Origin of the sequence: Caulobacter sp., assembly GCF_039596335.1 — a bacterium.
Classification (GTDB): Bacteria; Pseudomonadota; Alphaproteobacteria; order Caulobacterales; family Caulobacteraceae; genus Caulobacter.
Map to the genome: position 1 here is coordinate 456,945 of NZ_JBCNJZ010000003.1, position 22,884 is coordinate 479,828.

Consider the following 22,884-nt stretch of genomic DNA (forward strand, 5'->3'; position numbering starts at 1 on the left):
CGGATTGGGATCAGCGCGGCGACAGCACCATGCAGGGCTGGCGCTTGGCGGTGATGGCCGAGCACGCGGCGCGGGCGGCGTCGGCGGTCATGCCCTGGAACTGGGCGCGGAAGGCTCCGCCAGCGCTTTCGACAGCGCCTTCGGCGTTGGCGACGGCCGATGAGAAGCGCTTCTGGACGATCTTCAGTTGCTCGTTGGCCAGCGACTTGGACTTGAAGGCGCCGACCTGGACGCTCCACTCGCCCTTGGCTTTCTTCGTCGCGGGCTTCTGAGCGGCCTTCATCGTCGGGGCGACCTTGACCGGCGGGGTGCGCGGGTTCTCGGTCAGGACAATCTTCAGGCCGGCCTGGTCGCCGTCGCCCTGTTCGGTGGCGGGGCGCTGGATCGGGCCCGAAGGATCGTCTTCATAGATGTTGGCGGCGATCGAGGTGCGCTCGCCGCGCGACCGACGCTTCATCACGTCGAAGCCGGTCAGCAGCAGGTCTTCCATATTGTTGTCGCGCCAGGCGGTCGAGGGGCCGCCCAGGACCACGGCGATCAGGCGGCGACCGTCGCGCACGGCCGAGCCGGCGAGGTTGAAACCGCTGGCATTGGTGTAGCCGGTCTTCAGGCCATCGAACCCTTCCATGCTGTCCAGCAGGCGGTTGTGGCCCTTGATGTAATTGCCCCGGAAGTAGAAGCCTTTCGTCGAGAAGTAGCTGTAGTACTGCGGGAAATCGCGCATCGTGGCGCGCGAGAGAATGGCGAGGTCGCGGGCCGAGGAGATCTGGCGGCTGTCGGGCAGGCCCGAGGCGTTCACGAAGCGGGTGGTGCGCATGCCCAGTTCCTGACCGCGCAGGGTCATCAGGGCGGCGAAGCGCGACTCACTGCCGGCGAGTCGCTCGGCCATGGCCACGGCGACGTCGTTGGCCGACTTCACGGTCATGGCCTTGATGGCCTCGTCGACGGACAGGCTGTCGCCGGCCGGAAGACCGATCTTGGTCGGGGCCTGGGCGGCGGCGCGAGGCGACATCGTCACCCGGTCGGTCAGCTTCAGGCGGCCTTCGCTGAGCGCCTCGAAGGTCAGGTACAGGGTCATCACCTTGGTGACCGAGGCGGGGTAGCGGGGGCTGTCAGCCCGTTTGTCGTAAAGGACTTCGCCCGAATTGGCGTCGATCACGATCGCTGCGTACTTCGGCTCCTGAGCGTTCAGCTGCAGATAGGGTATGGCCGCCGAGGCGGTCGACGGCGCAGCGGCGCCGATCACGCACGACAGGGCTAGGCCGGCGACGGCGAGGAAGGAACGGGCGGAGGTAAGCTTGGCGAACATGGTGGGACGTCCGTCATTTGAACTAGAGCGGTTCCGCACCGCCACACGCGTATCCGTAACATGATGGACGCCGCCTTTCGCTAAAGTAAACAACTGGTGAGCGATCTTGCCGAAGTCGCGAAAAAATCGAGCGCGTGGTTCCAATGCTGCAGCTTGTGGGAGCTGACCTAGGGTTATGGTGCGGTGCACAAAAACCATTGACTGCTGCACTGCAACATGGCAAACCAGCGTTGTTCAACACGCAGATGGCCGAGTTGCAGCTCGGTCGTCGGTTCCGCTCTCCGCCCCCACAGGAGCTTCCCCATGGCCGCCGCCGAAACCGTCAAGAACACCGTCGAACAGTTCAGCACCGCCTCGAACCAAGCGTTCAAGGACGGCGTCGAGAAGTCGCTGGCCGCTCTGGCCGAAGCCAATGTCCACTCGAAGAAGAACCTGGAAGCCGTCGTTGCTTCGGTGACCGCCGCCACCAAGGGCGCCGAAGCCCTGGGCGCCCAGACCTTCGCCTACGGCAAGAAGGCCGCCGAAGATCAAGTCGCCGCCGCCAAGTCGCTGGCCGGCGCCAAGAGCGTGCAGGAAGCCGTCGAGCTGCAGACCGCCTGGGCCAAGTCGGCTCTGGAAGCCTACATCGCTCATGTCAGCCGCGCCTCGGAGATCGTTTCGGCCTCGATCAAGGACTCGGTCAAGCCGCTCAACGAGCGCACGACCGCCGCCGTCGAGAAGTTCCAGGCCGCTCGCTAAGAGCCAGGCTTCGAACCAAGAATTGAAAGGCTCGGACCCGTAAAGGTCCGGGCCTTTTTTCTTGCCCCGGCACGCGTTAAGCATGGCCCACGATTTCAGTGGAGCGTGTGCATGTCGAAGGTCGAGGAACGCCTGAAGGCGATGGGCATCGAGCTGCCCCAACCGGTGGCGCCGGTCGCCAACTACGTGCCCTTCGTTCGCTCAGGCAACCAGGTCACGATCTCGGGCCAGATCTCGATCGCGGCCGATGGCGGCATCAAGGGCACGGTCGGCGTCGACGTCGATCTCGAGACCGCGCAAGCCGCCGCCCGCCTGTGCGGCGTCAATCTGCTGGCTCAGATGAAGGCCGCCTGCGACGGCGACCTGGACCGCGTGGTCCGCGTCGTGAAGCTGGGCGGCTTTGTCCAGGCCGGCCCCGACTTCATCGACATCCCCAAGGTCATCAACGGCTGCTCGGACCTGATGGTCGAAGCCCTGGGTGACGCCGGTCGCCACGCCCGCTCAGCGGTGGGCGTCTACAAGCTGCCCCTCGGCTTTGCGGTCGAGGTGGACGCGGTAGTGGAGATCGCCTGATGCGCGCGCGCGAACGCCCCTCGACCGAAGTCTTCGGCGAGGCGTGGGAGCGCCTGTTCGATCCGCCGGTGGCGCACCGGGGTCTGTGGACCCCGGAGGGCGCGCCGGAAAACTCGCTGGCCGCCTTCCAGGCCGCCTGCGCTCACGGTTACGGCGTCGAGCTGGACGTCCAGCTGACCGCCGACGGCGAGGCCGTGGTGTTCCATGACGACCGCCTGGAGCGGATGACCGGCAAGGAAGGTCGCCTACGCGACCACACCGCCGCCGAGCTGGCGACCTTCGGCCTCAAGGGCACAGACGAGACCATCCCGACCCTGGCCGATACGCTGACGATGATCGGCCACCGGGCCATGGTCTTCATCGAGCTGAAGACCCCGTTCGGCGAGGTCGGCCCGCTGGAGAAGCGGGTCACCGACGTCCTCGTGGACCACAACGGCCCGACCGCCGTGATTGGCTTCAATCCCTATTCCCACGCCTGGTTCGCCGACCACCACCCGCAGATCCTGCGCGGCCTGGACAGCTACAGCTGGAACGACGAGGGCGCTCGCAAGCTGGCCCCCGAGGTGCGCAAGTCGCTGGCCGCACTGGAGCAGGTCGAGCTGGCGCGCCCTGATTTCCTGGCGCTGGGTCTGGACATGTTGCCCAGCCCGCGCGCCGACCTATATCGCGCCAAGGGCATGCCGATCATCGCCTGGACGGTGCGCTCGCCCGACCAGTGGGATGGCGTCAGCGACCATTGCGACAACCTGATCTTCGAGGGCTATCACGCGTGACGTCGATTGAATCGGCGGTTCGCGTCCACCGCGCGATCGCCGAGATCGGCAAGGACGCCTGGGACGCCTGCGCGACCCCAACCGGCGACCCGTTCGTCAGCTACGACTTCCTGTCGATCCTGGAGGAGAGCGGCTGCGTCGGCCCGCGCACCGGCTGGGCGCCGCAGCACCTGTCGGTGCTGGACGAGGCCGGCGAAGTGGCCGGGGTCATGCCGCTCTATCTGAAGTCCCACAGCCAGGGCGAATACGTCTTCGACCACGCCTGGGCCGACGCCTATGAGCGGGCAGGGGGGCGCTACTACCCCAAGCTGCAGTGCTCCTCGCCGTTCTCGCCGGTCACCGGCTCGCGGCTGATCGTGCGGCCCGACGTCGACCCCGACGACGGTCGCGCGGCCCTGCTGGGCGGCGCCCTGACCCTGTGCAACCGCATGGGGGCCTCGTCGCTGCACGTGACCTTCCCCGTCGAGGACGAGTGGGCCTGGATGGGCGACCGGGGCATGCTGCTGCGCCAGGACCAGCAGTACCACTGGGAGAACCGCGGCTACGCGACCTTCGACGACTTCCTGGCCGCCCTGTCGGCCAACCGCCGCAAGACCATCCGCCGCGAGCGCCGCGACGCTCAGGACGGCCTCGAGATCGTGGCGCTGTCCGGCGACGAGCTAACCGAAGAGCACTGGGACGCCTTCTTTGGCTTCTACATGGACACTGGTTCGCGCAAGTGGGGCCGGCCCTATCTGAACCGCCGGTTCTTTTCGCTGCTGCATGAACGGATGGCCGACAAGGTGCTGCTGATCATGGCCCGCCGGCCGGGCGGTCCGTGGATCGCAGGCGCGCTGAACTTGATCGGTCGCGACTGCCTGTATGGCCGCCACTGGGGCTGTGTCGAGGACGTGCCGTTCCTGCATTTCGAGCTTTGCTACTATCAGGCCATCGAGCACGCGATCCGGCTGGGCTTGCCGCGCGTTGAGGCGGGGGCGCAGGGCCAGCACAAGATCGCCCGCGGCTATCTGCCCAGCGCCGTCTATTCCGCCCACTGGATCGCCGACCCGGCCCTGCGCGAGCCGGTCGCCCGCTACCTGGCGCAGGAACGCGCGGCGGTGGAGAGCGACATGGAGATGCTGACGGAAGAATATTCGCCGTTTCGCAACTCCTAACCCGTCTTCCCGGCGAAAGCCGGGACCCAGATGGAGGAGCTCTTGGGTTGACGCCATGAGCGCAGCGTAATTCCCGTCAGCCCCAGCGTATGGGATCTGGGCCCCGGCTTTCGCCGGGGAAATCGGATGTTGGGGATCGGCTAGTGCAGCCGCACTTCGCCAACCTTGTCCTTGTAGTCGGTCTTGGGATCGACCCCGAGCATCATCTTCACGCCGGCGAACAGGCTGTTCTCGTTCAGCCAGATCTGGGCGTCGCCGGGCTCGAAGCGCAGCAGGCGCAGCTTGGGATCGTCCTTCCCGGTGTACCAGGCGGCGATGAAGGGGTTCCACAACCGCTCGATCGCCTCGCGGTCATTGTCGACCCGCAGGTTACCCTCGACCGTGGCGAACAGGTCGTGGCCCTTGGAGGCGAAATGCAGCAGCGCCTCGCGCGCACCGCCCTCGACCGCCTGCACCAGGTCGACATCGACCGCGCTGAAGATCCAGATCGGCCCGGCGTGGACGTTCTCGACCAGGGCGGTCATCGGTTGGGCGCGGCCGCCCTCGTGATCGGGCAGGCCCAGCATCACGGTGCGGTCTGACTTCAGGGCCTTCCAGAACTTGTCGGCCAGATCAGCGTCTTTGGACATCGGGGATCTCCGTGGTTTTGGAGACCAACGGCGGCGGAGGAGGGGCGTTCCTAGGGTGGCGCTTGGCGCGGATATGGGCGCACACTGCACCCATGACCAAATATCTGATCTCGTTCCCTAGCGAAGCCATGGTGGTGTCTCCGGAGGACCTGCCGGCCGTCGGCGACGCCGCCCGCGCCGTGATCGAAGAGGCCAAGGCGGCAGGCGTCTATGTGTTCGGCGGCGGTATCCACGAGGGTGTCGCTCCCGTGCTGGTCTCGGGCGACGGAGCCGTCTCGCCAGAGATCTATCCCGGCAGCCACCTGAAGGGCGGGTTCACCGTGCTGGAGGTTCCGACGCGCGACGAGGCCGTGGAATGGGCGCGCAAGATCGCCGTCGCCTGCCGCTGCGCGCAGGAGCTTCGCGAGTTCATGTACGATCCGGCCAGCTAGGATCGTTCCCAGGCCGCCCTCAGCCAGGCCCTGACCTCGCCATCGACCTCGGCGGGGGAGGCGAGGGGCAGCTTGGTTTTCAGGCGATCGGACCAGCCTTCGTTCTTCGGCTCGGCCAGGCGCGGGGAGGCGTCGGGCGTCACCGCCAGGCCCAGGACCGCGCCGCCCTTCTTCACCGGCTTCAGCGCCGCGAACTGGGCCTTGTTCGACCAGGCGGTAAAGGCCTTGCGCTGGCCGGTGACCAAGCCTGGGAAATCGGCGACGGCGGCCTCGACGGCCTCCAGGATTGCCAGCTGCACCGGATCGCTCCACAGCGCCCCGCGCAGGCCCTCGGCGTCGTCCCAGCCCATCTCGGACGGGAAGGCGACCCCGAAGATGGCGGCGGCGCGGTTCTGGCCGATGCCGTAGGTCGCCTTCAGCCAGTCGGTGCGGGCGCGGGGCTTGGTCTCCGGGCAGTCGCGGCGGACGATCTCGACCCATTCGTCCAGGGTCTTGCCGGTCTCGCGCGCCAGATTGGCCTGCACCGAGGCGAACCACTTCTGCTGCTGCTCGGTCAGGCCCTGGGGTTTGGTCTCAGCCATGGTTTGCGCACCGCTTCGCGTTTGCTACGACCGACTATCGATAGGGAGACGGTCATGAGCCTGGACGGACGCTACGACGCCGACAACATCTTCGCCAAGATCATCCGCGGCGAGATCCCCAGCGTGAAGCTGTTCGAGGACGACAAGGTCCTGGCCTTTATGGACGTCTTCCCCCAGTCGCGCGGCCACGCCTTGGTGATCTCCAAGACCAGCCAGGCCCGCAACATCCTGGAGATGGAGCCGGAAGTCCTGGCGGATGTCGTCGCCGCCACCCAGAAGCTGGCCAAGGCCGTCAACGCGGCGCTGAAGCCCGATGGCCTGGTCGTCACCCAGTTCAACGGCGCGCCGGCCGGGCAGACTGTGTTCCACCTGCACTTCCACGTCATCCCCCGCTACGAGGGCGAGGCCCTGGGCCGGCACGGCGAGGGCGGCATGGCCGACGTCGAGGATCTGAGGGCGCTGGCGGCGAAGATCGCTGCGGCGCTTTGACCCGCCCGAACGTCGGGTAGCGCGCCAACAGCGGCGGAAAAATCCTCTAGGGCTGGCGGATGACCGATATCCAAGCCGCGCCGCGCAACCTGTTCCGCCTCGTCTACTCCAGCCGGTTCACAGGGCCTGAACGGGCGATGGACGAAACCTTGCGGTCGGTCATCGCCCAGTCGATCCAGAAGAACCGCATGGTCGACGTCACCGGCTTCCTGCTGGCGGGGGAGGGGCGCTTCCTGCAACTGTTGGAGGGACGCGAGGACGCTGTGCGCGAGACCTATGACCGGATCGGCAAGGATTCTCGCCACACGGACCTGGTCCTGATCCACGAGGGCGCTGCCGAGCGCCGTCTGTTCCGGGATTGGAACATGGGCCAACACCGCCTGGGCTTGGCCGATCGGGCGCTACTGACAGAAGCCGGGCTGAGCGTGTTTGAACCCGCCGAGCTCGACGCGGAGGCAGCTGTGAACCTGCTGACGGTCGCCGGCGGGCGCTACCTGCGCTGAGGTCTAAGGCACCAGCTTGATCAAGGCGGTGGAGATGGTCACCAGCACCGCCATGCCGCCGAGGATCGCCCAGCCTTGCAGGCGGATCTTCTCGCTGAGGTCGGCCCGCAGGCGGCTTTCCATCAGGGCCATGTCGGCGCGGACAAGGGCGATCTCGCTTTTCAGGTCGGACCGAACGGAAGCGATCTCAGTCTTCAGTTCGGCCTTCGTGGCGAGTTCACTGATCTCGGCCTTTGTGGCCACCTGGCTCAAATCCGTAAGCATGGTTGTCTGCTGCACCAGTTCGACGACCGCCTCGGCCACGCGCTCGTCCATCCCAGCTTCGCGAAGCCGTTTGGAAGCGCCGAGCGTGTCGAAGCGAGCGTGGCCATGAACACACGCTAACCAAATGTTCCCGTTTCGTCCACAATTTTCGCGCGACCCAAACGAAAAGGGCCCGGATCGCTCCGGGCCCTTCGCTAGTCTGTAGAGCCGAGGCCTATTCGGCCATTTCCGGCTCGGCCTCGTCGGTCTTGCCGGCCTTCGGTTCGCCGCCGTTGCTGGCGATGTCGAAACCGATCTTGCCGTTCTCCAGCAGGATCTTGACGTGACCGCCGCGCACCAGGCGACCGAACAGGATGTCGTCGGCCAGGGGCTTCTTGATGTGCTCCTGGATGACCCGGGCCAGCGGACGGGCGCCATAGAGCTCGTCGAAGCCGTTCTTGGCCAGCCAGTCGGCCGCGTCGTCGGACAGCTCGATCGTGATGTTGCGGTCGGCCAGTTGGGCCTCCAGCTGCATCACGAACTTCTGCACGACCTGGCGGATGATGTCCGAGGTCAGCGGCTTGAAGGCCACGACCGCGTCCAGGCGGTTGCGGAACTCCGGCGTGAACAGGCGCTTGAGGGCGGCCTCTTCCTCGCCTTCGACCTTGCTGCGGCCGAAGCCGATCGAGTTGCGTTGGGCGTCGGACGCGCCCGCATTGGTGGTCATGATCAGGACCACGTTGCGGAAGTCGACCTTCTTGCCGTTGCTGTCGGTCAGGGTGCCGTTGTCCATCACCTGCAGCAGGATGTTGTAGACATCCCCGTGCGCCTTCTCGATTTCGTCGAGCAGGACGACGGCGTGCGGGTGCTGGTCGACCGCGTCGGTCAGCTGACCGCCCTGGTCGAAGCCGACATAGCCGGGAGGGGCGCCGATCAGGCGGCTCACGGTATGGCGCTCCATGTACTCCGACATGTCGAAGCGCAGCATCTCGATGCCCAGCGTCTGGGCCAGCTGCTTGGCGGCTTCGGTCTTGCCGACGCCGGTCGGGCCGCTGAACAGATACGAGCCGATCGGCTTGTTCGGTTCACGCAAGCCCGCGCGGGCCAGCTTCATGGCGGCCGACAGCTGGGTCAGGGCCTCGTCCTGGCCAAACACCGCGCGCTTCAGGTCGGTCTCGAGTTCCTTGAGGGCCTCGGTGTCGGACTTGCTGACCGACTTGGGCGGGATGCGGGCGATCTTGGCCACGACGGCCTCGATCTCCTTGACGCCCAAGGTCTTCTTGCGGCGGCCTTCCGGCAGCAGCATCTGCGACGCGCCGGCTTCGTCGATCACGTCGATCGCCTTATCCGGCAGCTTGCGGTCGGTGATGTACTTGGCCGACAGCTCCACCGCGACCTTGATGGCCTCGTTGGTGTACTTCAGCTTGTGGAAGTCCTCGTAGTAGGACTTCAGGCCCTTGAGGATCTTGATCGTGTCCTCGACCGTCGGCTCGTTCACGTCGATTTTCTGGAAGCGACGGACCAGGGCCCGATCCTTCTCGAAGTGCTGGCGGAACTCCTTGTAGGTCGTCGAGCCCATGCAGCGCAGCGAGCCCGAGGCCAGGGCCGGCTTCAGCAGGTTCGAAGCGTCCATCGCCCCGCCGCTGGTCGCGCCGGCGCCGATCACGGTGTGGATCTCGTCGATGAAGAGCACCGCGTTGGGGTGGTTCTCAAGTTCCTTGACCACCTGCTTGACGCGTTCCTCGAAGTCGCCGCGATAGCGGGTGCCGGCCAGCAGCGCGCCCATGTCGAGCGAGAAGATGGTGGCTTCCGCCAGGACCTCGGGGACCTGGTTGGTGATGATCTTGCGGGCCAGGCCCTCGGCGATGGCGGTCTTGCCGACGCCCGGGTCACCCACCAGCAGCGGGTTGTTCTTGGTGCGACGGCACAGGATCTGGATCGCGCGTTCCACTTCGTTCGCGCGGCCGATCAGCGGGTCGACCTTGCCCTGGCGGGCCTTTTCATTGAGGTCGACGCAATAGGCTTCCAGAGCCTCGCCGCCCGTCTTGGTGTTGGGCTTCTCGCCGTCGTCCTCGACCGAGTTCGAGCCGGCGCTGGCGCCCTTGACGCTCTTGGCTTCGGACGCGCCGGCCTTCTTGGCGATGCCGTGGGCGATGAAGTTCACCGCGTCGTACCGCGTCATGTCCTGCTCCTGCAGGAAGTAGGCGGCGTGGCTTTCGCGTTCGGAGAAGATGGCGACCAGCACGTTGGCGCCGGTCACTTCCTCGCGACCCGACGACTGGACGTGGATCACCGCGCGCTGGATCACGCGCTGGAAGCCGGCGGTCGGCTTGGCGTCCTCGTCGTCGTCGACGACCAGCGAGGCCAGTTCGACGTCGAGATAGTTGGAGAGGCTCTTCTTCAGCGCGGTGAGATCGACGTCACACGCGCGCATAACTCCGGCGGCGTCCTCGTCGTCGGTCAGGGAGAGCAGGAGATGTTCGAGCGTGGCGTACTCGTGCTTACGCTGGTTCGCGTAGGCGACGGCGCGATGCAGGGACTCTTCCAGGGGGCGCGAAAAAGAGGGCAATGGGGGAGGCTCCTCAGTCCTTTTCCATGGTGCACTGCAGGGGGTGCTGATGGCGCCGCGCGGAGTCTATGACTTGCGCGACCTTGGTTTCTGCGACTTCGTAAGTGTAGACGCCGCATACGCCGACACCGTTCTGGTGAACGTGCAGCATGATGCGCGTGGCGTCTTCACGCGACTTGTTGAAGAACCGCTCGAGAACGTAGACCACGAACTCCATCGGAGTGTAGTCGTCGTTGAGAATCAGAACTCGATAAAGCGAAGGCTTCTGTGTCTTCGGCTTCACTTCCGTGACGACCGACGACCCAGCGCCGTTGCCTTGTCCGCCTTGCTTCCGCTCGGCCATCGACTTGTTCTCTCCCGGCGAGCAAATCACCCGCCTGCCTGAATTAGATATGGAAACGCGACGGCTTTGGAAGAGGCCGAAACACGCCTGCGCCGCTTTAGCACAGGGGCGCCTCGGAAATCGGCTTCACGTTTGGGAGAGCGAAGACCGAGCGCGAACGGTTCCTTTGGGGAGAAGCCCAAATGGTAACCAAGGCCGTGTGGCGCAAGAGGGAGCTCTAGCGCCCCTTCAGCGCTCGCCCGCTGACCACGGCCGCCGCGCCGAACTTGCCGCGCAGGGCGTCGATGGCGGTCTCGCTCTTGAGGTTGCGGCGCTCCTCGTCGGCGAACATGTCGGCGCCGGCGCTTTCGGCGTCCATGAAGTCGGTCAGGCCCGCGCCGATCAGGCGATAGGACAGGCCGCCCGGCTCGGCGGCCAGCAGCTCGCGGGCCACCTGGAACAGGGTGCGGGCGGTCTGGGTCGGCACGGCCAGGGTGCGGCGGCGGGTGTGGATCTTGAAGTCGGGCGTGCGCAGCTTCAGCGTCGCCACGCGGCCGGCCACGCCTTCCTTGCGGGCCTGCTTGGCGACCTTCTCGCAGAGCGGCCACAGCTCGTCCTCCAGCGCCTCGCGCTTATGGAGGTCGTCGTTGAAGGTGGTCTCGGCGCTGATCGTCTTGCGCGACTGTTCGGGATCGACGATCCGGCTGTCCTGGCCGTGAGCCAGGCGATGCAGGCGCAAGCCGCCCGAACCCAGGCGGTTGGCCAGGAACTTCAGGTCCGCTGCGGCGATGTCGCCGACCGTGCGCAGGCCCACCTCGGCCAGCGACGAGACGGTGGCCGGGCCCACGCCTGGCAGGATGTTCACAGGCTTGTTGGCGAGAAAGCTCTGGGCCTCCGCCGCGCCGATGGCCGAGAAGCCGCGCGGCTTGTCCAGTTCAGAGGCGATCTTGGCCAGGAACTTGTTGGGGGCCAGGCCGATCGAGACGGTCAGTCCGATGTCGCGCTCGATCTCGGCCTGTACGCGGGCCAGCATCGCCGCCGGCGTGGCGCCGTGCAGCCGCTCGGTGCCTGTCAGGTCGATCCAGGCCTCGTCCAGCGACAGCGGCTGGATCAGCGGCGTCAGACGGTCCAGCTTCTCGTGGATGCGCCGGCTGGCTTCCTTGTACTTGGCGAAGTCGGGCTTGATGACCACGGCGTCGGGGCACAGCTTCAGCGCCTTGAACATCGGCATGGCCGAGCGCGCGCCGCTCATGCGGGCGATGTAGCAGGCGGTGGTCACCACCCCGCGCTTGCCTCCCCCCACGATCACCGGCTTGTCGCGCAGACTGGGATCGTCGCGCTTCTCCACCGAGGCGTAGAAGGCGTCGCAGTCCAGGTGGGCGATGGAGAGCGTCCCCAGCTCCTCGTGAAAGACCGTGCGTGGCGAGGCGCAGGACGGACAGCGCGCGGCCTTGGCCTCGCCGGTCCATCCGCAATCGCGGCACAGGGCCTTCATGGCGCTGCTCTTACCCCTCCGCCGGCCACAGCCACACCGCGCCGCGGACGCCGGAGCTGTCGCCGTGCACGGCCTTCCTCACCGGGGTCTCGAAGATGTCGGAGAACACGTGTGGGGCGATGGCGGCAGGCAGGCGGTCGTAGAGGGCATCGACATTGGACATGCCGCCGCCCAGCACGATGACGTCGGGGTCGATCAGGTCGCAGACCCCGGCGAAGGCGCGGGCCAGGCGGTCGACATAGCGGTCCAGGGCCGCCATGGCCGAGGCGTCGCCGCTGTTGACGGCGTCCATGGTCGCCTGGCCGGTGGGAAAGCCCGCGTCGCGCGAGAAGGCCGGGCCGGCGATCCAGGTTTCAAGGCAGCCGCTGCGGCCGCACCAGCAGGCGGGCCCGGGATATTCCTCCGGCCGAGGCCAGGGCAGGGGCGTGTGGCCCCACTCGCCGGCGATCCCGTTGCGGCCCTCGACGATCCTGCCATCGACGACCACCCCGCCGCCGCAGCCGGTGCCCAGGATCGCGGCGAATACGACGCGCTCTCCCGCGCCCGCGCCGTCGGCGGCTTCCGACAGGGCCAGGCAGTTGGCGTCGTTAGCCAAGCGCACGGGGCGGGCCAGGCGCCTTTCCAGATCCTCGCCGAAAGGGCGGCCGTTCAGATAGACGCTGTTGGCGTTGCGGATCAGGCCGGTGCGCGGCGAGATCGAGCCGGGGATGCCCAGGCCCAGCCGTGCGCAGGTCGCGCCGGCCATGGTCTCGGCGTCGGCCAGCAGGCCGGCCACCACTTCCAGGGCGTCTTCGTAGTTGCCGGGATTGGGCTTGCGCACCCGCGCGACGAACTCACCGGCCGGGCTGAGGGCGGCGGCCTCGATCTTGGTGCCGCCGAAGTCGATGCCGAACCGGATCATGAAAACAGACGCTCCTCGATGGCCGCCTTCAGCAGGGGCCACTCGTCGATACGGACGTGACGGTCGGGCGCCGACGGGGCGAACGGGCGCAGGCGCTCGTCGCTGACCATCTGGAATCGCCCGACGCTGGGAGCCTTATCGGCCACGGACTCCAATTGTGGCAGCAGGTCATCGACGAACACCGAGCGGCCAGACGTCCGGCCCGCCAGTTCGGCCGCGGCGGGGCCCTTGGGGCCGCTGTTGATGATCAGTGGATAGTCGAAGCCGTGGGTCTTGAGCCACTTGGCCCGCGCCAGCCGGCCGTGCTCGGGCGCGTTGGTCAGAATCACCACTTCGGCGCGGGTCGAGAGATCCGCCAGGGCGTCGGCCGCGCCGATCGCCGGCGGCAGGTCGTCGGCCCCATCGCGGAAGAAATCGTCGAACAAGGCCTTGCCCGCGATCAGATCGAGGTGTTCCGTCTCTCCGGGGCGATAGATGTTCTGGAAGAGCGCGAACCGGTCCACCCGCAGCTCGAAGCCGTGGCGCTCGATAAAGGCGCCAAAGCCGAGCATGAACTGGGCCAGCACCTCGTCGACGTCGACGATGACCAGCGGCGCGGTCGGCGTGACGGCGCAGGCCTGGAGGTCTGAGTAGCGCGGTTCCATGAGCGTCGATCGGTCTCGTATTAACGCGATTAGCGCGGGCTTAAGGATATCCGTGCGATCCAGTTCTGGAAGACGGCGCGAATCCGTAGGCGTCGCCACGTGACCGTATGGTCGGGGTAAGGATGACGAAGAAGGTCCTCATCGTGGAGGATAACGAGCTGAACATGAAGCTCTTTCATGATCTGCTCGAAGCCCAGGGTTACGAGACCCTGCAGACCCGTGAGGGTCTGTCGGCGCTTTCCATTGCGCGTGACAACAAGCCCGACCTGATTCTGATGGACATCCAGCTGCCGGAGATTTCTGGCCTGGAAGTCACGAAATGGCTCAAGGAAGACGACGATCTGGCCCACATTCCGGTGGTGGCGGTGACCGCCTTCGCCATGAAGGGCGATGAGGAGCGGATCCGGGAGGGCGGCTGCGAGGCCTACATCTCGAAGCCGATCTCGGTGGTCAATTTCCTGGACACCATCAAGCGTCTGCTCGACAGGCAGCCTGCATGAGCGCGCGTATCCTCGTCGTCGACGACATCGAGGCCAATGTCCGCCTGCTGGAAGCCAAGCTGACGGCCGAATATTACGAGGTCGCGACCGCCATGGACGGGCCGACGGCCCTGGAAATGGCCGCGCGCGACCTGCCCGACATCATTCTGCTCGACGTCATGATGCCCGGCATGGACGGCTTTACCGTCTGCCGGAAGCTGAAGGACGATCCCAACACCCGTCACATCCCGGTGGTGCTGATCACGGCCCTGGACGGCCGCGCCGATCGCATCCAGGGCCTGGAATCGGGCGCTTCAGACTTTCTGACCAAGCCGATCGACGACGTCATGCTGTTTGCCCGCGTGCGCAGCCTGACCCGCTTCAAGCTGGTCATCGACGAACTGCGCCAGCGCGAAGCCTCGGGCCGCCGCATGGGCGTGATCGCCGGCGCCGCCGCCCGCCTGGACGGCCTGGGCGGCCGGGTGCTGGTCGTCGACGACAACGAACGCCAGGGCCAGCGCGTCGCCGCCGAGCTGGCGGGCGAGCATCGTCCGGTGGTCGAGAGCGATCCTGAAAAGGCCAAGATCAGCGCTGGCGGTCCGGTCGATCTGGTCATCGTCAACGCCGCGGCCAAGGGCTTTGACGGTCTGCGCTTCACCGCCGCCCTGCGGTCGGAAGAGCGCACGCGTCAGCTGCCGGTCCTGGCCATGGTCGATCCCGATGATCGCAACCGGATGGTCAAGGCGCTGGAAATCGGCGTCAACGATATCCTGCCGCGTCCCGTGGACCCCCAGGAGCTGTCGGCTCGGGTCAAGACCCAGATCCAGCGCAAGCGCTATACCGACTATCTGCGCAACAACCTGGATCACAGCCTGGAGCTGGCGGTCACCGACCAGCTGACGGGTCTGCACAACCGCCGCTACATGACCGGCCAGCTCGACTCGCTGGTCAAGCGCGCGACCATGGGCGGCGAGCCGGTCTCGGCCCTGCTGATCGACATCGACCACTTCAAGAAGATCAACGACACCTTCGGCCACGACGTCGGCGACGAGGTGCTGCGCGAGTTCGCCCTGCGCCTGGCTTCCAACGTCCGCGCCATCGACCTGCCTTGCCGCTACGGCGGCGAGGAGTTCACGGTGATCATGCCCGACACCCAGCTGGCCGACGCCCTGCGCATCGCCGAGCGGATCCGCAATCACGTCTCGGGCTCGCCGTTCAAGGTGGCCCACGGTCAGGAGATGCTGACGGTGACCATCTCGGTCGGCGTCTCGGCCACGACCGGGCAGGGCGACACCCCCGAGGCCCTGCTCAAGCGGGCCGACGAAGGCGTCTACCAGGCCAAGGCCTCGGGCCGGAACGCGGTGGTCGGCAAGGCCGCCTAGGTCTGGCTTTCGGCCTGAGCGGTCAGCCAGGCCACGAAGGTCTCGGCGGCTTCCGAAAGCGTCGCCCCGGCCTTGGTCAGCAGGTGAAACTGGTTGCGGGCCGGAACCCGCTCCTCCGACAGCACGCGTAGGTCGCCCCGCCGCAGATGGTCATCCAGCAGGGCGGTGTGGCCGATCATGAAGCCTCGCCCCTGCAGGGTGGCGTCCACGACCATCGAATAGAGCGAGAAGGTCTGGATGATCGGATCGGCCGCGCGGGCGCGGCCCGTTTGTCCCAGCCAGTCGCCGAAATCGTGCTCCCAATAGGTATCCATCATCAGCGGCGCGCCTGTCGGCAGGCCGCGCGCATCCGGCGTTGAGGCCGCGATCAACGACGGCGCGGCCACCGGGACGAGTTCGTCGAACAACAAGGGGTGGTGTTCGCAGCCGGGAAACGGCGGCCGGCCGTAGCGGATGGCCAGGTCGAAGTTTGAGACTCGCAGGTCGATCACCGCCGCGTCGGCCCAGATCTCGACCGAGGTGTTGGTGTGCTGAGCGTGGAAATGGTCGAGACGCGGCCCCAGCCACAGCTGGGCGAAGGCTGGCAGGACCGTCACCCGCACAGTCCGGGCGCTGCTGCTGGCGGTCAGTTCACGCGTGGCGGCCGACAGTTGCTGCAGCGACGGCGACACTCGCTGAGCGTAGCGCCGTCCGGCGTCGGTCAGCTTCACACCCTGCGGATAACGCTGGAAGAGACCAATACCCAGGAAGGTCTCCAGCGCCTTGATCCGCTGGCTGACCGCGCCGGGGGTTACGCCAAGACGCGCGGCGGCCAAGGCGAAGCTTTCGGTCTCGGCGGTCGCGGCGAAGACGCGCAGCCAGTCCAGGTTCGGCAAGTCGCGAAGCATGAGAAGTTCTAAGCCTAAGCCCTCGGATTAGTCATTTGCGCGGACCGGGTTCGCGCGTGTCTCCTGTGTTCAACACCTGGGAGATCCGTAGAGCAATGCAGATCATCGATAAGCCGCGTCCATCGACGAGCAATAGTTTGCCTGCCGCTGCGGCGATGACCCCCGATGATCTGGCCAAGAACCTGATCCGCTATGGCGGCAGCTTCCTGCCATGCCTGATCGAGCGGGCCTCGGGGGCTTATGTCTATGATCAGGACGGCCGCGCGCTTCTGGATTTCACCTCAGGCCAGATGAGCGCCATCCTGGGCCACGACCATCCTGAGATTGTCGCGACCATGAAGGCGGCGGCCGACCAGCCCGTCCACCTGTTCTCGGGCTTCCTCTCGCCGCCGGTCGTCAAGCTGTCTGAGGTGCTGGCCGACCTGCTGGGGCCGCAACTGACCAAGTCGCTGCTGCTAAGCACGGGCGCGGAGTCGAACGAAGCGGCCATGCGGATGGCCAAGCTCTATACCGGCAAGCACGAGATCGTCGCCTTCGACCTAGCCTGGCACGGCATGACTGGGGGGACGTTCCCCACCACCTATTCGGCCAGCCGCCGCGGCTACGGCCCGCAGATGCCCGGCGTGATGGCGCTGCCGACCCCGTACGTCTATCGCCGGCCGGCCTGGGCGGGCGAGGGGTTCGAGCTGGACATGCTGGACTACGCCTTCGGTCTGATCGACCGCCAGAGTGTCGGCTCGCTGGCCGCGGTGATCGTCGAGCCGATCCTCAGCTCGGGCGGGCTGATCGAGCCGCCCCCTGGCTATCTGGCGCGCCTGCACGAGAAGTGCCGCGAGCGTGGCATGCTGCTGATTGTCGACGAGGCCCAGACGGGCCTGGGCCGCACCGGCAAGATGTTCGCCAGCGAGCACCACGGGATCACGCCCGACATCATCACCCTGTCCAAGACCCTGGGGGCGGGCCTGCCGCTGGCGGCGACCATCACCTCGGCCGAGATCGAGCAGCGCTGCCACGAGCGCGGTTTCCTGTTCTACACCACCCACGTCTCCGACCCGTTCCCGGCCCGCATCGGTCTGAAGGCGATCGAGATCATCCTGCGCGACCAGCTGACCGAGCACGCCGCGGCGATGGGACAGCGCCTGAATGCGGCCCTGCGCGACCTGCAGGATCGCTACGAAGTCGTTGGCGACGTGCGTGGCCGAGGCCTGCTAGCGGGCGTCGAGTTCGTGCGTGACCGCGAGAGCAAGGTTCCGGCCCCCAGCTTCGGCGCGGCGGTTTCGCGGCGCTGCTTCGAGCTGGGGCTGTGCGTCAACATCGTCCAACTGCCCGGCATGGGCGGGGTGATGCGCATGGCGCCGCCGCTGGCCATCCCGATGGAAGACCTGATGCGCGGCGTCGAGATCATCGACGAGGCGATCGGCGACTGCCTGGCCGCCGGCCTACTCGACCGCGATTGAACCTAGCTCAAGCCCTGCCCAAGCCCTGACGGAAGGCCCGCCATGCTCAAGACCTCGCTCGTCGCGCTGTCGCTCCTGCTGGTGTCGTCGCCGGCGCTCTCCCAGGTGGACCCCGTGGTCAAGCCGGGCGGGGACGTCATCAAGGCGTTCGTGCTGCCGACCGAAAGCGCCGACTTCGAGCGGCGCGAGGTCATGATCCCGATGCGCGACGGGGTGAAGCTGTTCACGGTGATCATGATCCCGAAGGGCGCCACCAACGCCCCGATCGTGCTGACGCGAACGCCCTACAACGCTGCCGCCCGCTCGATGCGCACGCCCAGCCGGACGATGCTCCACGCCATGGCCGTCGAGGACGAGGAGTTCATCAAGGGCGGCTATATCCGCGTCTGGCAGGATGTACGCGGCAAGTACGGCTCGGAGGGCGACTATGTCGTCACCCGACCGATGATCGGCCCGTTGAACAAGACCAAGGTCGATCACGGCACCGACGCCTACGACACCATCGCCTGGTTGACGGACAAGAAGAACCTGACCCAGTCCAACGGCCGGGTCGGCATGATCGGGTCGTCCTACGAGGGCACGACCACAATCATGGCCCTGCTCAACCCGCACCCGGCCCTGAAGGTCGCCGCGCCCGAGAGTCCACTGGTCGACGGCTGGATGGGGGACGACTGGTTCCACCACGGCGCCTTCCGTCAGGTGATGATGGACTACATCACCCAGCAGACTGGCTCGAAGACCATCGCCGGCAACCCGCCGCACGGCGGCTACGACGACTACGACAACTTCCGCAACGCCGGCTCGGCCGGCGACTGGGCCAAGAAGACCGGTATCGACCAACTGCCGTTCTGGAAGCGCCTGGTCGAGCATCCGACCTATGACGCCGTCTGGCAGGGCATGGCGCTGGACCGGCTGGTGGCGGCCAACCCCTCGAACGTGCCCACCCTGTGGGAGCAAGGGCTTTGGGACCAGGAGGACATCTACGGCGCGGTGGTCAGCTGGGAGCGGCTGAAGGCGGCAGGCAAGATGGGCAACAACTATCTGGTGCTCGGCCCCTGGCGACACAGCCAGGTGAACCGCTTCGGACGCGAGACAGGGGCTTTCAAGTGGGCCACCGACACGGTCGTCGATTATCGCCGCGACATGGTCATGCCGCTGTTCAACGAGCACTTGAAGGGCGGCCCGCCGGCCAATCTGGCCGCCGCCATCGTCTACAACACCGGCGAGGACCGTTGGGACAAGCTCACCGACTGGCCGCTGGCCTGCGAGAGCGGCTGCCGCGCGCCGCTGACGCCGCTCTATCTGGGCGCTGAAGGGGCTTTAAGCTTCAAGGCCGTGGCCCAGGGGGGCGACAGCTATGTCTCCGACCCGGCCAAGCCCGTGCCCTATCTGCCACGCCCGATCGAGATGGACGAGTTCAAGGCTCCTTGGGGCAACTGGTTGCTCAGCGACCAGCGCCACGCTGACGGTCGCCCCGACGTCATGACCTACCAGACTGAGGTGTTGAAGGAGCCGGTGCGGATCAGTGGCGCGCCGATCGCCGACCTCTTCGCCCGCACCACCGGCACGGACGGCGACTTCGTGGTCAAGGTGATCGACGTCTTCCCGCCGGAGAACGCCACCGAGCCGGCCATGGGCGGCTATCAATTGGCCGTTAGCCTGGACATCTTCCGCGGCCGCTATCGAGACAGCTTCGAGACGCCGTCGCCGATCCCGGCCGGTCAGGTCCAGCGCTACAAGTTCCGGCTGCCCACGGCCAACCACGTCTTCCAGCCTGGCCACCGGATCATGATCCAGGTGCAGTCCAGCCTGTTCCCGGTCTACGACCGCAACCCCCAGACCTATGTGCCCAACATCTTCTTCGCCAAGAAGGCCGACTACAAGGCCGCGACCGTGACCCTGGAGCGGGGCGGGGAGACGGCCAGCCGGGTGTGGCTGCCGGTGGTGTCGGTTGACCAGACGGCGCTGAAGGCCCGCTAGCCCGCCCTTTGACCGCGACGCAATCCTTACCTTTTTTGGATTGGCGTCGCGGCGCGGGGCGTCGCATGCTCGCGGTTGAAGAAACCGGTGTCATCCAACCGGTCGAGTCCTGTGGGAGCGTAACGTCCATGACCAATACCAACCGCCGCGCCGTCCTGGCGGTCGCCGGCCTCAGCGCCCTTGTAACCGCCGCCCCCGCGGGCGCTGCTCAGAGCAAGCAAGCCGCCAAGCCCAGTAAACCCGCCTTACGTTTCTACCCGCGCGACTTCGGTGCGATCGGCGATGGCGTGGCCAAGGACACTCACGCCGTGCAGCTGGCCCTGGACCGCTGCGCCGTGTTCGGCGGTGGCGAGGTGGTGCTGACGGCGGGGACCTATCTGGTCGGCGCGATCCGCATCGGCTCGGACACCATCCTGCGGATCGAGGAGGGGGCGACCCTGCAGGGCTCGCCGGATCTGGCGGACTACCCGGTCGTCCAGGTGCGCTGGGAGGGACGCTGGGTGCCCGGCTATATCGGCCTGGTCTGGGCTCAGGGCGCACGCAACATCGTCATCACCGGCAAGGGCAAGATCGTCGCCAGCGACGCCATCAAGGGCCGCCTGCAGAAGGAGACGGGTCTGCGCCATCCGGCGCTGCTGGAGTTCGTCGACGTCCAGCGCCTGGTGGTCTCCGACGTCCACACCCAGCAGAACGACATGTGGTCCATCCACCCGGTCTACTGCGACGACATCGTCTTCCAGAACATGGTGGTCAACGGCCGCGCCGACGGCATCGACGTCGACTCGTGCCGCCGGGTGGTCATCGACCGCTGCGACTTCGACACCGTCGACGACTGCATCTCGCTGAAGTCGGGCCGAGGCCTGGAGGGCAATCTGATCGCCCGGCCGACCGAGGATGTGGTTATCACCGACTGCACCTTCCGAGACCATCGCTGGGCCTGCGTGGGCATCGGCAGCGAAACTTCGGCCGGGATCCGACGTGTACGGATCGAGCGCTGCAAGTGCCTGTCGTCCTACACCTTCGCCATCTACATCAAGAGCCGGCCGGGCCGGGGCGCGTTCATCGAGGACATCGTCATGCGCGACCTGGAGGTCTCGGGCGCGGGCGGCGGCTTCCTGCGGCTGAACTTCCTGGATAGCGGCAAGCAGGACCAGTTCCCGGTCCCCGGCCACGACGGCATCCCCACCGTGCGCAACCTGACCTTCGAGCGGATCAAGGTCACCGACGTTCCGGTGCTGGTCGAGGCGGTCAACATCCATCCCGACAAGCCGGTGGACGGCTTCACCCTGAAGGACGTCACGGGCACGGCCAAGAAGGGCATGACCTTCGCCAACCTGCGCAATGTCACGCTGAAGAACATCGACGTCCAGGTCGCCGAGGGCCCGAAATTGGCGATCAACAACGTCACCGGCAAGGGTCTGGACGGCGCCGTGGCCGGGCCGCCGACGGTGCGTCCGGCGGACGTGGTCGGGGTCGACTACAAGCTCGGCATGACCAGCGGGAAGCCGAACTAGATCGCGCCCATCTCTACGCATCATCCCGGGCAAGGCTGGGGATGATGCGGAGATTGGGTTGAGGGCCGATTACATTTCAAACCCGAAATGCTTCCGTTCTTGCGCCTGTCATGCTTCCGCGCCAAACCGCTGAGCATGAAAACGATGCTCCTCAGCGGCGTTCTCGCCGCGGCTCTCGCCACCGGCTTTGCCGCTGACGCCGAGACCAAACCCGACCCCAAACTGGTCGTCGTGATCTCGATCGACCAGTTCAGCGCCAATCTCTACGCCCAGCACCGGGGCGAGTTCACCGGGGGGCTGAAGACGCTGAGCCAGGGCGTGGTCTATCCCAACGGCTATCAGTCGCACGCCTTCACCGAGACGTGCCCGGGCCACTCGACCCTGCTGACGGGCAAGCATCCCAACAAGACCGGCATCAGCGCCAACGACTGGTACGACCGCGAGAGCGGCAAGGCCGTCTACTGCCTGGCCGACCCGACCGCGACCCTGGCCGACGGCAGCCGTCCGGTCAGTCCGGCCAACATGGTCGCCACAGCCTATGGGGACTGGCTGAAGGACGTCTCGCCGACCAGCCGCGTCTATGGCGTGTCGGGCAAGGACCGCGGCGCGATCACCATGTCGGGCCACAAGGCCGACGGCCAGTTCTGGTACATGCCGGGCTTTGGCTTCACGACCTGGATTCCGCAGGGCCAGACGGCCGAGGCGCGGATGAAGCCGGTCGCCGCCTTCAACGCCAAGCTGGCGGCCGATCAGAAGAAGAAGCCGTTCGTCTGGACCTACGCCGCCGGCACGGCCAAGCGCTGCAAGGCGCTGGAGGCCGACTACGTCACCGGCGGCCGTTCGTGGCGCGCGGCCCTACCGATCCCGGCGGCGACGACCGAGGCCGACAAGGCGCGCGACCTCTATGCCAGTCCCTACACGGACGAAAAGACCCTGGAGCTGGCCCAGGCGCTGCGCGAGGCCAACGGCCTGGGCGACGGTCCGCAGGTCGATGTCCTGACCATCAGCCTGTCGGCCACCGACTTCATCGGCCACCGCTACGGCGCGCGCGGTCCGGAAATGTGCGATCAGATGGCGCGCCTGGACGACAAGCTGGGCGTGTTCCTCAAGAGCCTGGACAAGGTCAAGGGCGGGGTCCTGGTGACCCTGGCCGCCGACCACGGCGGCTCCGACTTCGCCGAGCGCCTGCACGGCGAGGGCTACGGGACCGAGCGCGTGATCGGCAAGACCTGGATCGCGACGCTGAACACCCAGCTGCGCACCGACCTTGGCCTGTCGTGGGATCCGCTGCGCGCCGATGGCGGCATCGACCAGATCTATGTCGTCGGTCCTGACGGCAAGGCGCCCTCGCTGGCCGACCGCATGCGCGTCACGACGGCCGCCCTGGGGCTGATGAACAAGGATCCTGTCGTGGCCGGGGCCTTCGACTCCAACGCCATCCTGACCGCCCAACCCGAGCCGGCCGACACCTCGCCCGAGGAGATCTCGCTGGTCGAGCGTCTGCGCCGCAGCGCCTATCCGGGCCGGGTGGGCGACATCCTGGTGGCCTTCAAGCCCGACCGCATCCCCGCCACCGCCGGCGGGACCTATGTGGCCGGCCACGGCAGCCCCTGGGACTATGACCGCCGCATCCCGATCCTGTTCTGGTGGAAGGGCGCGACCCCGCACGAGCGTGTGCTGCCGCTGGACACGGTGGACATCGCCCCGACGATTGCCGCCCTCACGGGCGTCAAGCCGCCGGCGGATGTCGACGGCGTGTGCAGGCCGCTGGTTTATGGTCAAGCTTGCTAGGACGGACTTCTAGAAACGTCACAAGCGGTCGCTAGTCCTT

General features: G+C 66.7%; 24 protein-coding genes. 13 read left to right on the top strand and 11 right to left on the bottom strand.

Translation table 11 applies throughout. The annotated features are described in order from the left end of the window. Positions 1-10: 10 nt before the first annotated feature. Positions 11-1,309: a serine hydrolase gene (locus ABDW31_RS08815; RefSeq protein ID WP_184718365.1), complete on the bottom strand. Its 1,299-nt coding sequence runs from the start codon at positions 1,307-1,309 to the stop codon at positions 11-13. A gap of 303 nt (positions 1,310-1,612) precedes the next feature. On the opposite strand from ABDW31_RS08815, the gene phaP reads away from it, so the two are divergent. The 4 genes from phaP to ABDW31_RS08835 all read left to right on the top strand — a co-directional run bounded on the left by phaP (position 1,613) and on the right by ABDW31_RS08835 (position 4,547). After that, positions 1,613-2,047 (top strand): TIGR01841 family phasin, encoded by a 435-nt coding sequence (gene phaP, locus ABDW31_RS08820; RefSeq protein WP_184718367.1) that lies wholly within the window; start codon positions 1,613-1,615, stop codon positions 2,045-2,047. 105 nt (positions 2,048-2,152) lie between these two features. Further along, positions 2,153-2,620, top strand: coding sequence for a RidA family protein (locus ABDW31_RS08825; protein WP_184718369.1), 468 nt, complete (start codon positions 2,153-2,155; stop codon positions 2,618-2,620). Next, positions 2,620-3,393 (top strand): glycerophosphodiester phosphodiesterase, encoded by a 774-nt coding sequence (locus tag ABDW31_RS08830; RefSeq protein WP_184718371.1) that lies wholly within the window; start codon positions 2,620-2,622, stop codon positions 3,391-3,393. Before ABDW31_RS08825 ends, ABDW31_RS08830 begins: the two co-directional genes overlap by 1 nt. Continuing rightward, complete coding sequence (locus ABDW31_RS08835; protein WP_184718373.1) at positions 3,390-4,547, top strand: GNAT family N-acetyltransferase; 1,158 nt, start codon at positions 3,390-3,392, stop codon at positions 4,545-4,547. The genes ABDW31_RS08830 and ABDW31_RS08835 overlap by 4 nt, the downstream gene beginning before the upstream one ends. 140 nt (positions 4,548-4,687) lie before the next feature. Here the strand turns inward: ABDW31_RS08835 and ABDW31_RS08840 are convergent, their stop codons facing one another. Next, on the bottom strand, positions 4,688-5,176 hold the full coding sequence (locus tag ABDW31_RS08840; RefSeq protein WP_184718375.1) for a pyridoxamine 5'-phosphate oxidase family protein: 489 nt from the start codon (positions 5,174-5,176) through the stop codon (positions 4,688-4,690). 92 nt (positions 5,177-5,268) lie between these two features. On the opposite strand from ABDW31_RS08840, the gene ABDW31_RS08845 reads away from it, so the two are divergent. Then, on the top strand, positions 5,269-5,607 hold the full coding sequence (locus ABDW31_RS08845) for a YciI family protein (protein ID WP_184718377.1): 339 nt from the start codon (positions 5,269-5,271) through the stop codon (positions 5,605-5,607). On the opposite strand, the gene ABDW31_RS08850 is transcribed toward ABDW31_RS08845, so the two are convergent. Further along, positions 5,604-6,188 carry a DUF4287 domain-containing protein gene (locus ABDW31_RS08850; RefSeq protein ID WP_184718379.1) on the bottom strand — a complete coding sequence of 195 codons (585 nt, stop codon included), beginning with the start codon at positions 6,186-6,188 and terminating at the stop codon, positions 5,604-5,606. The two genes, ABDW31_RS08845 and ABDW31_RS08850, sit on opposite strands and share 4 nt — an antisense overlap. 54 nt (positions 6,189-6,242) lie before the next feature. Here ABDW31_RS08850 and ABDW31_RS08855 point away from each other — a divergent pair, with 54 nt between their 5' ends. Both ABDW31_RS08855 and ABDW31_RS08860 read left to right on the top strand, forming a co-directional pair. After that, the gene (locus ABDW31_RS08855) at positions 6,243-6,677 is read left to right on the top strand and encodes an HIT family protein (protein WP_184718381.1); all 435 of its coding nucleotides are present in this window, start codon (positions 6,243-6,245) and stop codon (positions 6,675-6,677) included. Positions 6,678-6,736: 59 nt separating this feature from the next. Continuing rightward, positions 6,737-7,180, top strand: coding sequence for a BLUF domain-containing protein (locus ABDW31_RS08860; protein ID WP_184718383.1), 444 nt, complete (start codon positions 6,737-6,739; stop codon positions 7,178-7,180). A 3-nt stretch (positions 7,181-7,183) separates the two neighbouring features. Here the strand turns inward: ABDW31_RS08860 and ABDW31_RS08865 are convergent, their stop codons facing one another. The 7 genes from ABDW31_RS08865 to ABDW31_RS08895 form a co-directional block, all read right to left on the bottom strand. Beyond that, on the bottom strand, positions 7,184-7,495 hold the full coding sequence (locus tag ABDW31_RS08865; RefSeq protein WP_184718385.1) for a hypothetical protein: 312 nt from the start codon (positions 7,493-7,495) through the stop codon (positions 7,184-7,186). A 163-nt stretch (positions 7,496-7,658) separates the two neighbouring features. Beyond that, positions 7,659-9,992, bottom strand: coding sequence for an ATP-dependent Clp protease ATP-binding subunit ClpA (gene clpA / locus ABDW31_RS08870; protein WP_184718387.1), 2,334 nt, complete (start codon positions 9,990-9,992; stop codon positions 7,659-7,661). 13 nt (positions 9,993-10,005) lie between these two features. Continuing rightward, the gene (gene clpS / locus ABDW31_RS08875; RefSeq protein WP_099576690.1) at positions 10,006-10,335 is read right to left on the bottom strand and encodes an ATP-dependent Clp protease adapter ClpS; all 330 of its coding nucleotides are present in this window, start codon (positions 10,333-10,335) and stop codon (positions 10,006-10,008) included. 26 nt (positions 10,336-10,361) lie between these two features. Beyond that, positions 10,362-10,517 carry a hypothetical protein gene (locus ABDW31_RS08880; RefSeq protein WP_184718389.1) on the bottom strand — a complete coding sequence of 52 codons (156 nt, stop codon included), beginning with the start codon at positions 10,515-10,517 and terminating at the stop codon, positions 10,362-10,364. A gap of 35 nt (positions 10,518-10,552) precedes the next feature. Further along, the gene (locus ABDW31_RS08885) at positions 10,553-11,809 is read right to left on the bottom strand and encodes a DNA polymerase IV (RefSeq protein ID WP_184718391.1); all 1,257 of its coding nucleotides are present in this window, start codon (positions 11,807-11,809) and stop codon (positions 10,553-10,555) included. A gap of 10 nt (positions 11,810-11,819) precedes the next feature. After that, positions 11,820-12,710, bottom strand: a complete 891-nt coding sequence (locus ABDW31_RS08890) for an ROK family protein (RefSeq protein ID WP_184718393.1) — start codon at positions 12,708-12,710, stop codon at positions 11,820-11,822. After that, positions 12,707-13,354: a hypothetical protein gene (locus tag ABDW31_RS08895; RefSeq protein ID WP_184718395.1), complete on the bottom strand. Its 648-nt coding sequence runs from the start codon at positions 13,352-13,354 to the stop codon at positions 12,707-12,709. Before ABDW31_RS08895 ends, ABDW31_RS08890 begins: the two co-directional genes overlap by 4 nt. Positions 13,355-13,476: 122 nt before the next feature. On the opposite strand from ABDW31_RS08895, the gene divK reads away from it, so the two are divergent. Together divK and ABDW31_RS08905 are read left to right on the top strand one after the other, a co-directional pair. Further along, positions 13,477-13,854: a cell-cycle response regulator DivK gene (gene divK / locus ABDW31_RS08900; RefSeq protein ID WP_184718397.1), complete on the top strand. Its 378-nt coding sequence runs from the start codon at positions 13,477-13,479 to the stop codon at positions 13,852-13,854. Next, complete coding sequence (locus tag ABDW31_RS08905) at positions 13,851-15,215, top strand: PleD family two-component system response regulator (protein WP_184718399.1); 1,365 nt, start codon at positions 13,851-13,853, stop codon at positions 15,213-15,215. The genes divK and ABDW31_RS08905 overlap by 4 nt, the downstream gene beginning before the upstream one ends. Here the strand turns inward: ABDW31_RS08905 and ABDW31_RS08910 are convergent. After that, positions 15,212-16,102: a LysR substrate-binding domain-containing protein gene (locus ABDW31_RS08910; protein WP_184718401.1), complete on the bottom strand. Its 891-nt coding sequence runs from the start codon at positions 16,100-16,102 to the stop codon at positions 15,212-15,214. The two genes, ABDW31_RS08905 and ABDW31_RS08910, sit on opposite strands and share 4 nt — an antisense overlap. 95 nt (positions 16,103-16,197) lie before the next feature. Here ABDW31_RS08910 and ABDW31_RS08915 point away from each other — a divergent pair, with 95 nt between their 5' ends. From ABDW31_RS08915 to ABDW31_RS08930, 4 genes are all read left to right on the top strand, one after another. Beyond that, complete coding sequence (locus ABDW31_RS08915; protein WP_221444657.1) at positions 16,198-17,559, top strand: aspartate aminotransferase family protein; 1,362 nt, start codon at positions 16,198-16,200, stop codon at positions 17,557-17,559. A gap of 42 nt (positions 17,560-17,601) precedes the next feature. Next, complete coding sequence (locus tag ABDW31_RS08920) at positions 17,602-19,539, top strand: CocE/NonD family hydrolase (RefSeq protein WP_184718403.1); 1,938 nt, start codon at positions 17,602-17,604, stop codon at positions 19,537-19,539. A 128-nt stretch (positions 19,540-19,667) separates the two neighbouring features. After that, complete coding sequence (locus ABDW31_RS08925; protein WP_184718405.1) at positions 19,668-21,053, top strand: glycosyl hydrolase family 28 protein; 1,386 nt, start codon at positions 19,668-19,670, stop codon at positions 21,051-21,053. A gap of 144 nt (positions 21,054-21,197) precedes the next feature. Then, positions 21,198-22,844 (top strand): alkaline phosphatase family protein, encoded by a 1,647-nt coding sequence (locus ABDW31_RS08930; RefSeq protein ID WP_184723792.1) that lies wholly within the window; start codon positions 21,198-21,200, stop codon positions 22,842-22,844. Positions 22,845-22,884: the final 40 nt, after the last annotated feature.

Bases quoted from the DNA above. Each gene is read 5' to 3' on its own strand.
- ABDW31_RS08815 (WP_184718365.1), bottom strand. From the start codon at position 1,309: ATGTTCGCCAAGCTTACCTCCGCCCGTTCCTTCCTCGCCGTCGCCGGC.
- phaP (WP_184718367.1), top strand. From the start codon at position 1,613: ATGGCCGCCGCCGAAACCGTCAAGAACACCGTCGAACAGTTCAGCACC.
- ABDW31_RS08830 (WP_184718371.1), top strand. From the start codon at position 2,620: ATGCGCGCGCGCGAACGCCCCTCGACCGAAGTCTTCGGCGAGGCGTGG.
- ABDW31_RS08840 (WP_184718375.1), bottom strand. From the start codon at position 5,176: ATGTCCAAAGACGCTGATCTGGCCGACAAGTTCTGGAAGGCCCTGAAG.
- ABDW31_RS08845 (WP_184718377.1), top strand. From the start codon at position 5,269: ATGACCAAATATCTGATCTCGTTCCCTAGCGAAGCCATGGTGGTGTCT.
- ABDW31_RS08850 (WP_184718379.1), bottom strand. From the start codon at position 6,188: ATGGCTGAGACCAAACCCCAGGGCCTGACCGAGCAGCAGCAGAAGTGG.
- ABDW31_RS08855 (WP_184718381.1), top strand. From the start codon at position 6,243: ATGAGCCTGGACGGACGCTACGACGCCGACAACATCTTCGCCAAGATC.
- ABDW31_RS08860 (WP_184718383.1), top strand. From the start codon at position 6,737: ATGACCGATATCCAAGCCGCGCCGCGCAACCTGTTCCGCCTCGTCTAC.
- ABDW31_RS08865 (WP_184718385.1), bottom strand. From the start codon at position 7,495: ATGGACGAGCGCGTGGCCGAGGCGGTCGTCGAACTGGTGCAGCAGACA.
- clpS (WP_099576690.1), bottom strand. From the start codon at position 10,335: ATGGCCGAGCGGAAGCAAGGCGGACAAGGCAACGGCGCTGGGTCGTCG.
- ABDW31_RS08885 (WP_184718391.1), bottom strand. From the start codon at position 11,809: ATGAAGGCCCTGTGCCGCGATTGCGGATGGACCGGCGAGGCCAAGGCC.
- ABDW31_RS08890 (WP_184718393.1), bottom strand. From the start codon at position 12,710: ATGATCCGGTTCGGCATCGACTTCGGCGGCACCAAGATCGAGGCCGCC.
- ABDW31_RS08895 (WP_184718395.1), bottom strand. From the start codon at position 13,354: ATGGAACCGCGCTACTCAGACCTCCAGGCCTGCGCCGTCACGCCGACC.
- divK (WP_184718397.1), top strand. From the start codon at position 13,477: ATGACGAAGAAGGTCCTCATCGTGGAGGATAACGAGCTGAACATGAAG.
- ABDW31_RS08905 (WP_184718399.1), top strand. From the start codon at position 13,851: ATGAGCGCGCGTATCCTCGTCGTCGACGACATCGAGGCCAATGTCCGC.
- ABDW31_RS08910 (WP_184718401.1), bottom strand. From the start codon at position 16,102: ATGCTTCGCGACTTGCCGAACCTGGACTGGCTGCGCGTCTTCGCCGCG.
- ABDW31_RS08915 (WP_221444657.1), top strand. From the start codon at position 16,198: ATGCAGATCATCGATAAGCCGCGTCCATCGACGAGCAATAGTTTGCCT.
- ABDW31_RS08920 (WP_184718403.1), top strand. From the start codon at position 17,602: ATGCTCAAGACCTCGCTCGTCGCGCTGTCGCTCCTGCTGGTGTCGTCG.
- ABDW31_RS08925 (WP_184718405.1), top strand. From the start codon at position 19,668: ATGACCAATACCAACCGCCGCGCCGTCCTGGCGGTCGCCGGCCTCAGC.
- ABDW31_RS08930 (WP_184723792.1), top strand. From the start codon at position 21,198: ATGCTCCTCAGCGGCGTTCTCGCCGCGGCTCTCGCCACCGGCTTTGCC.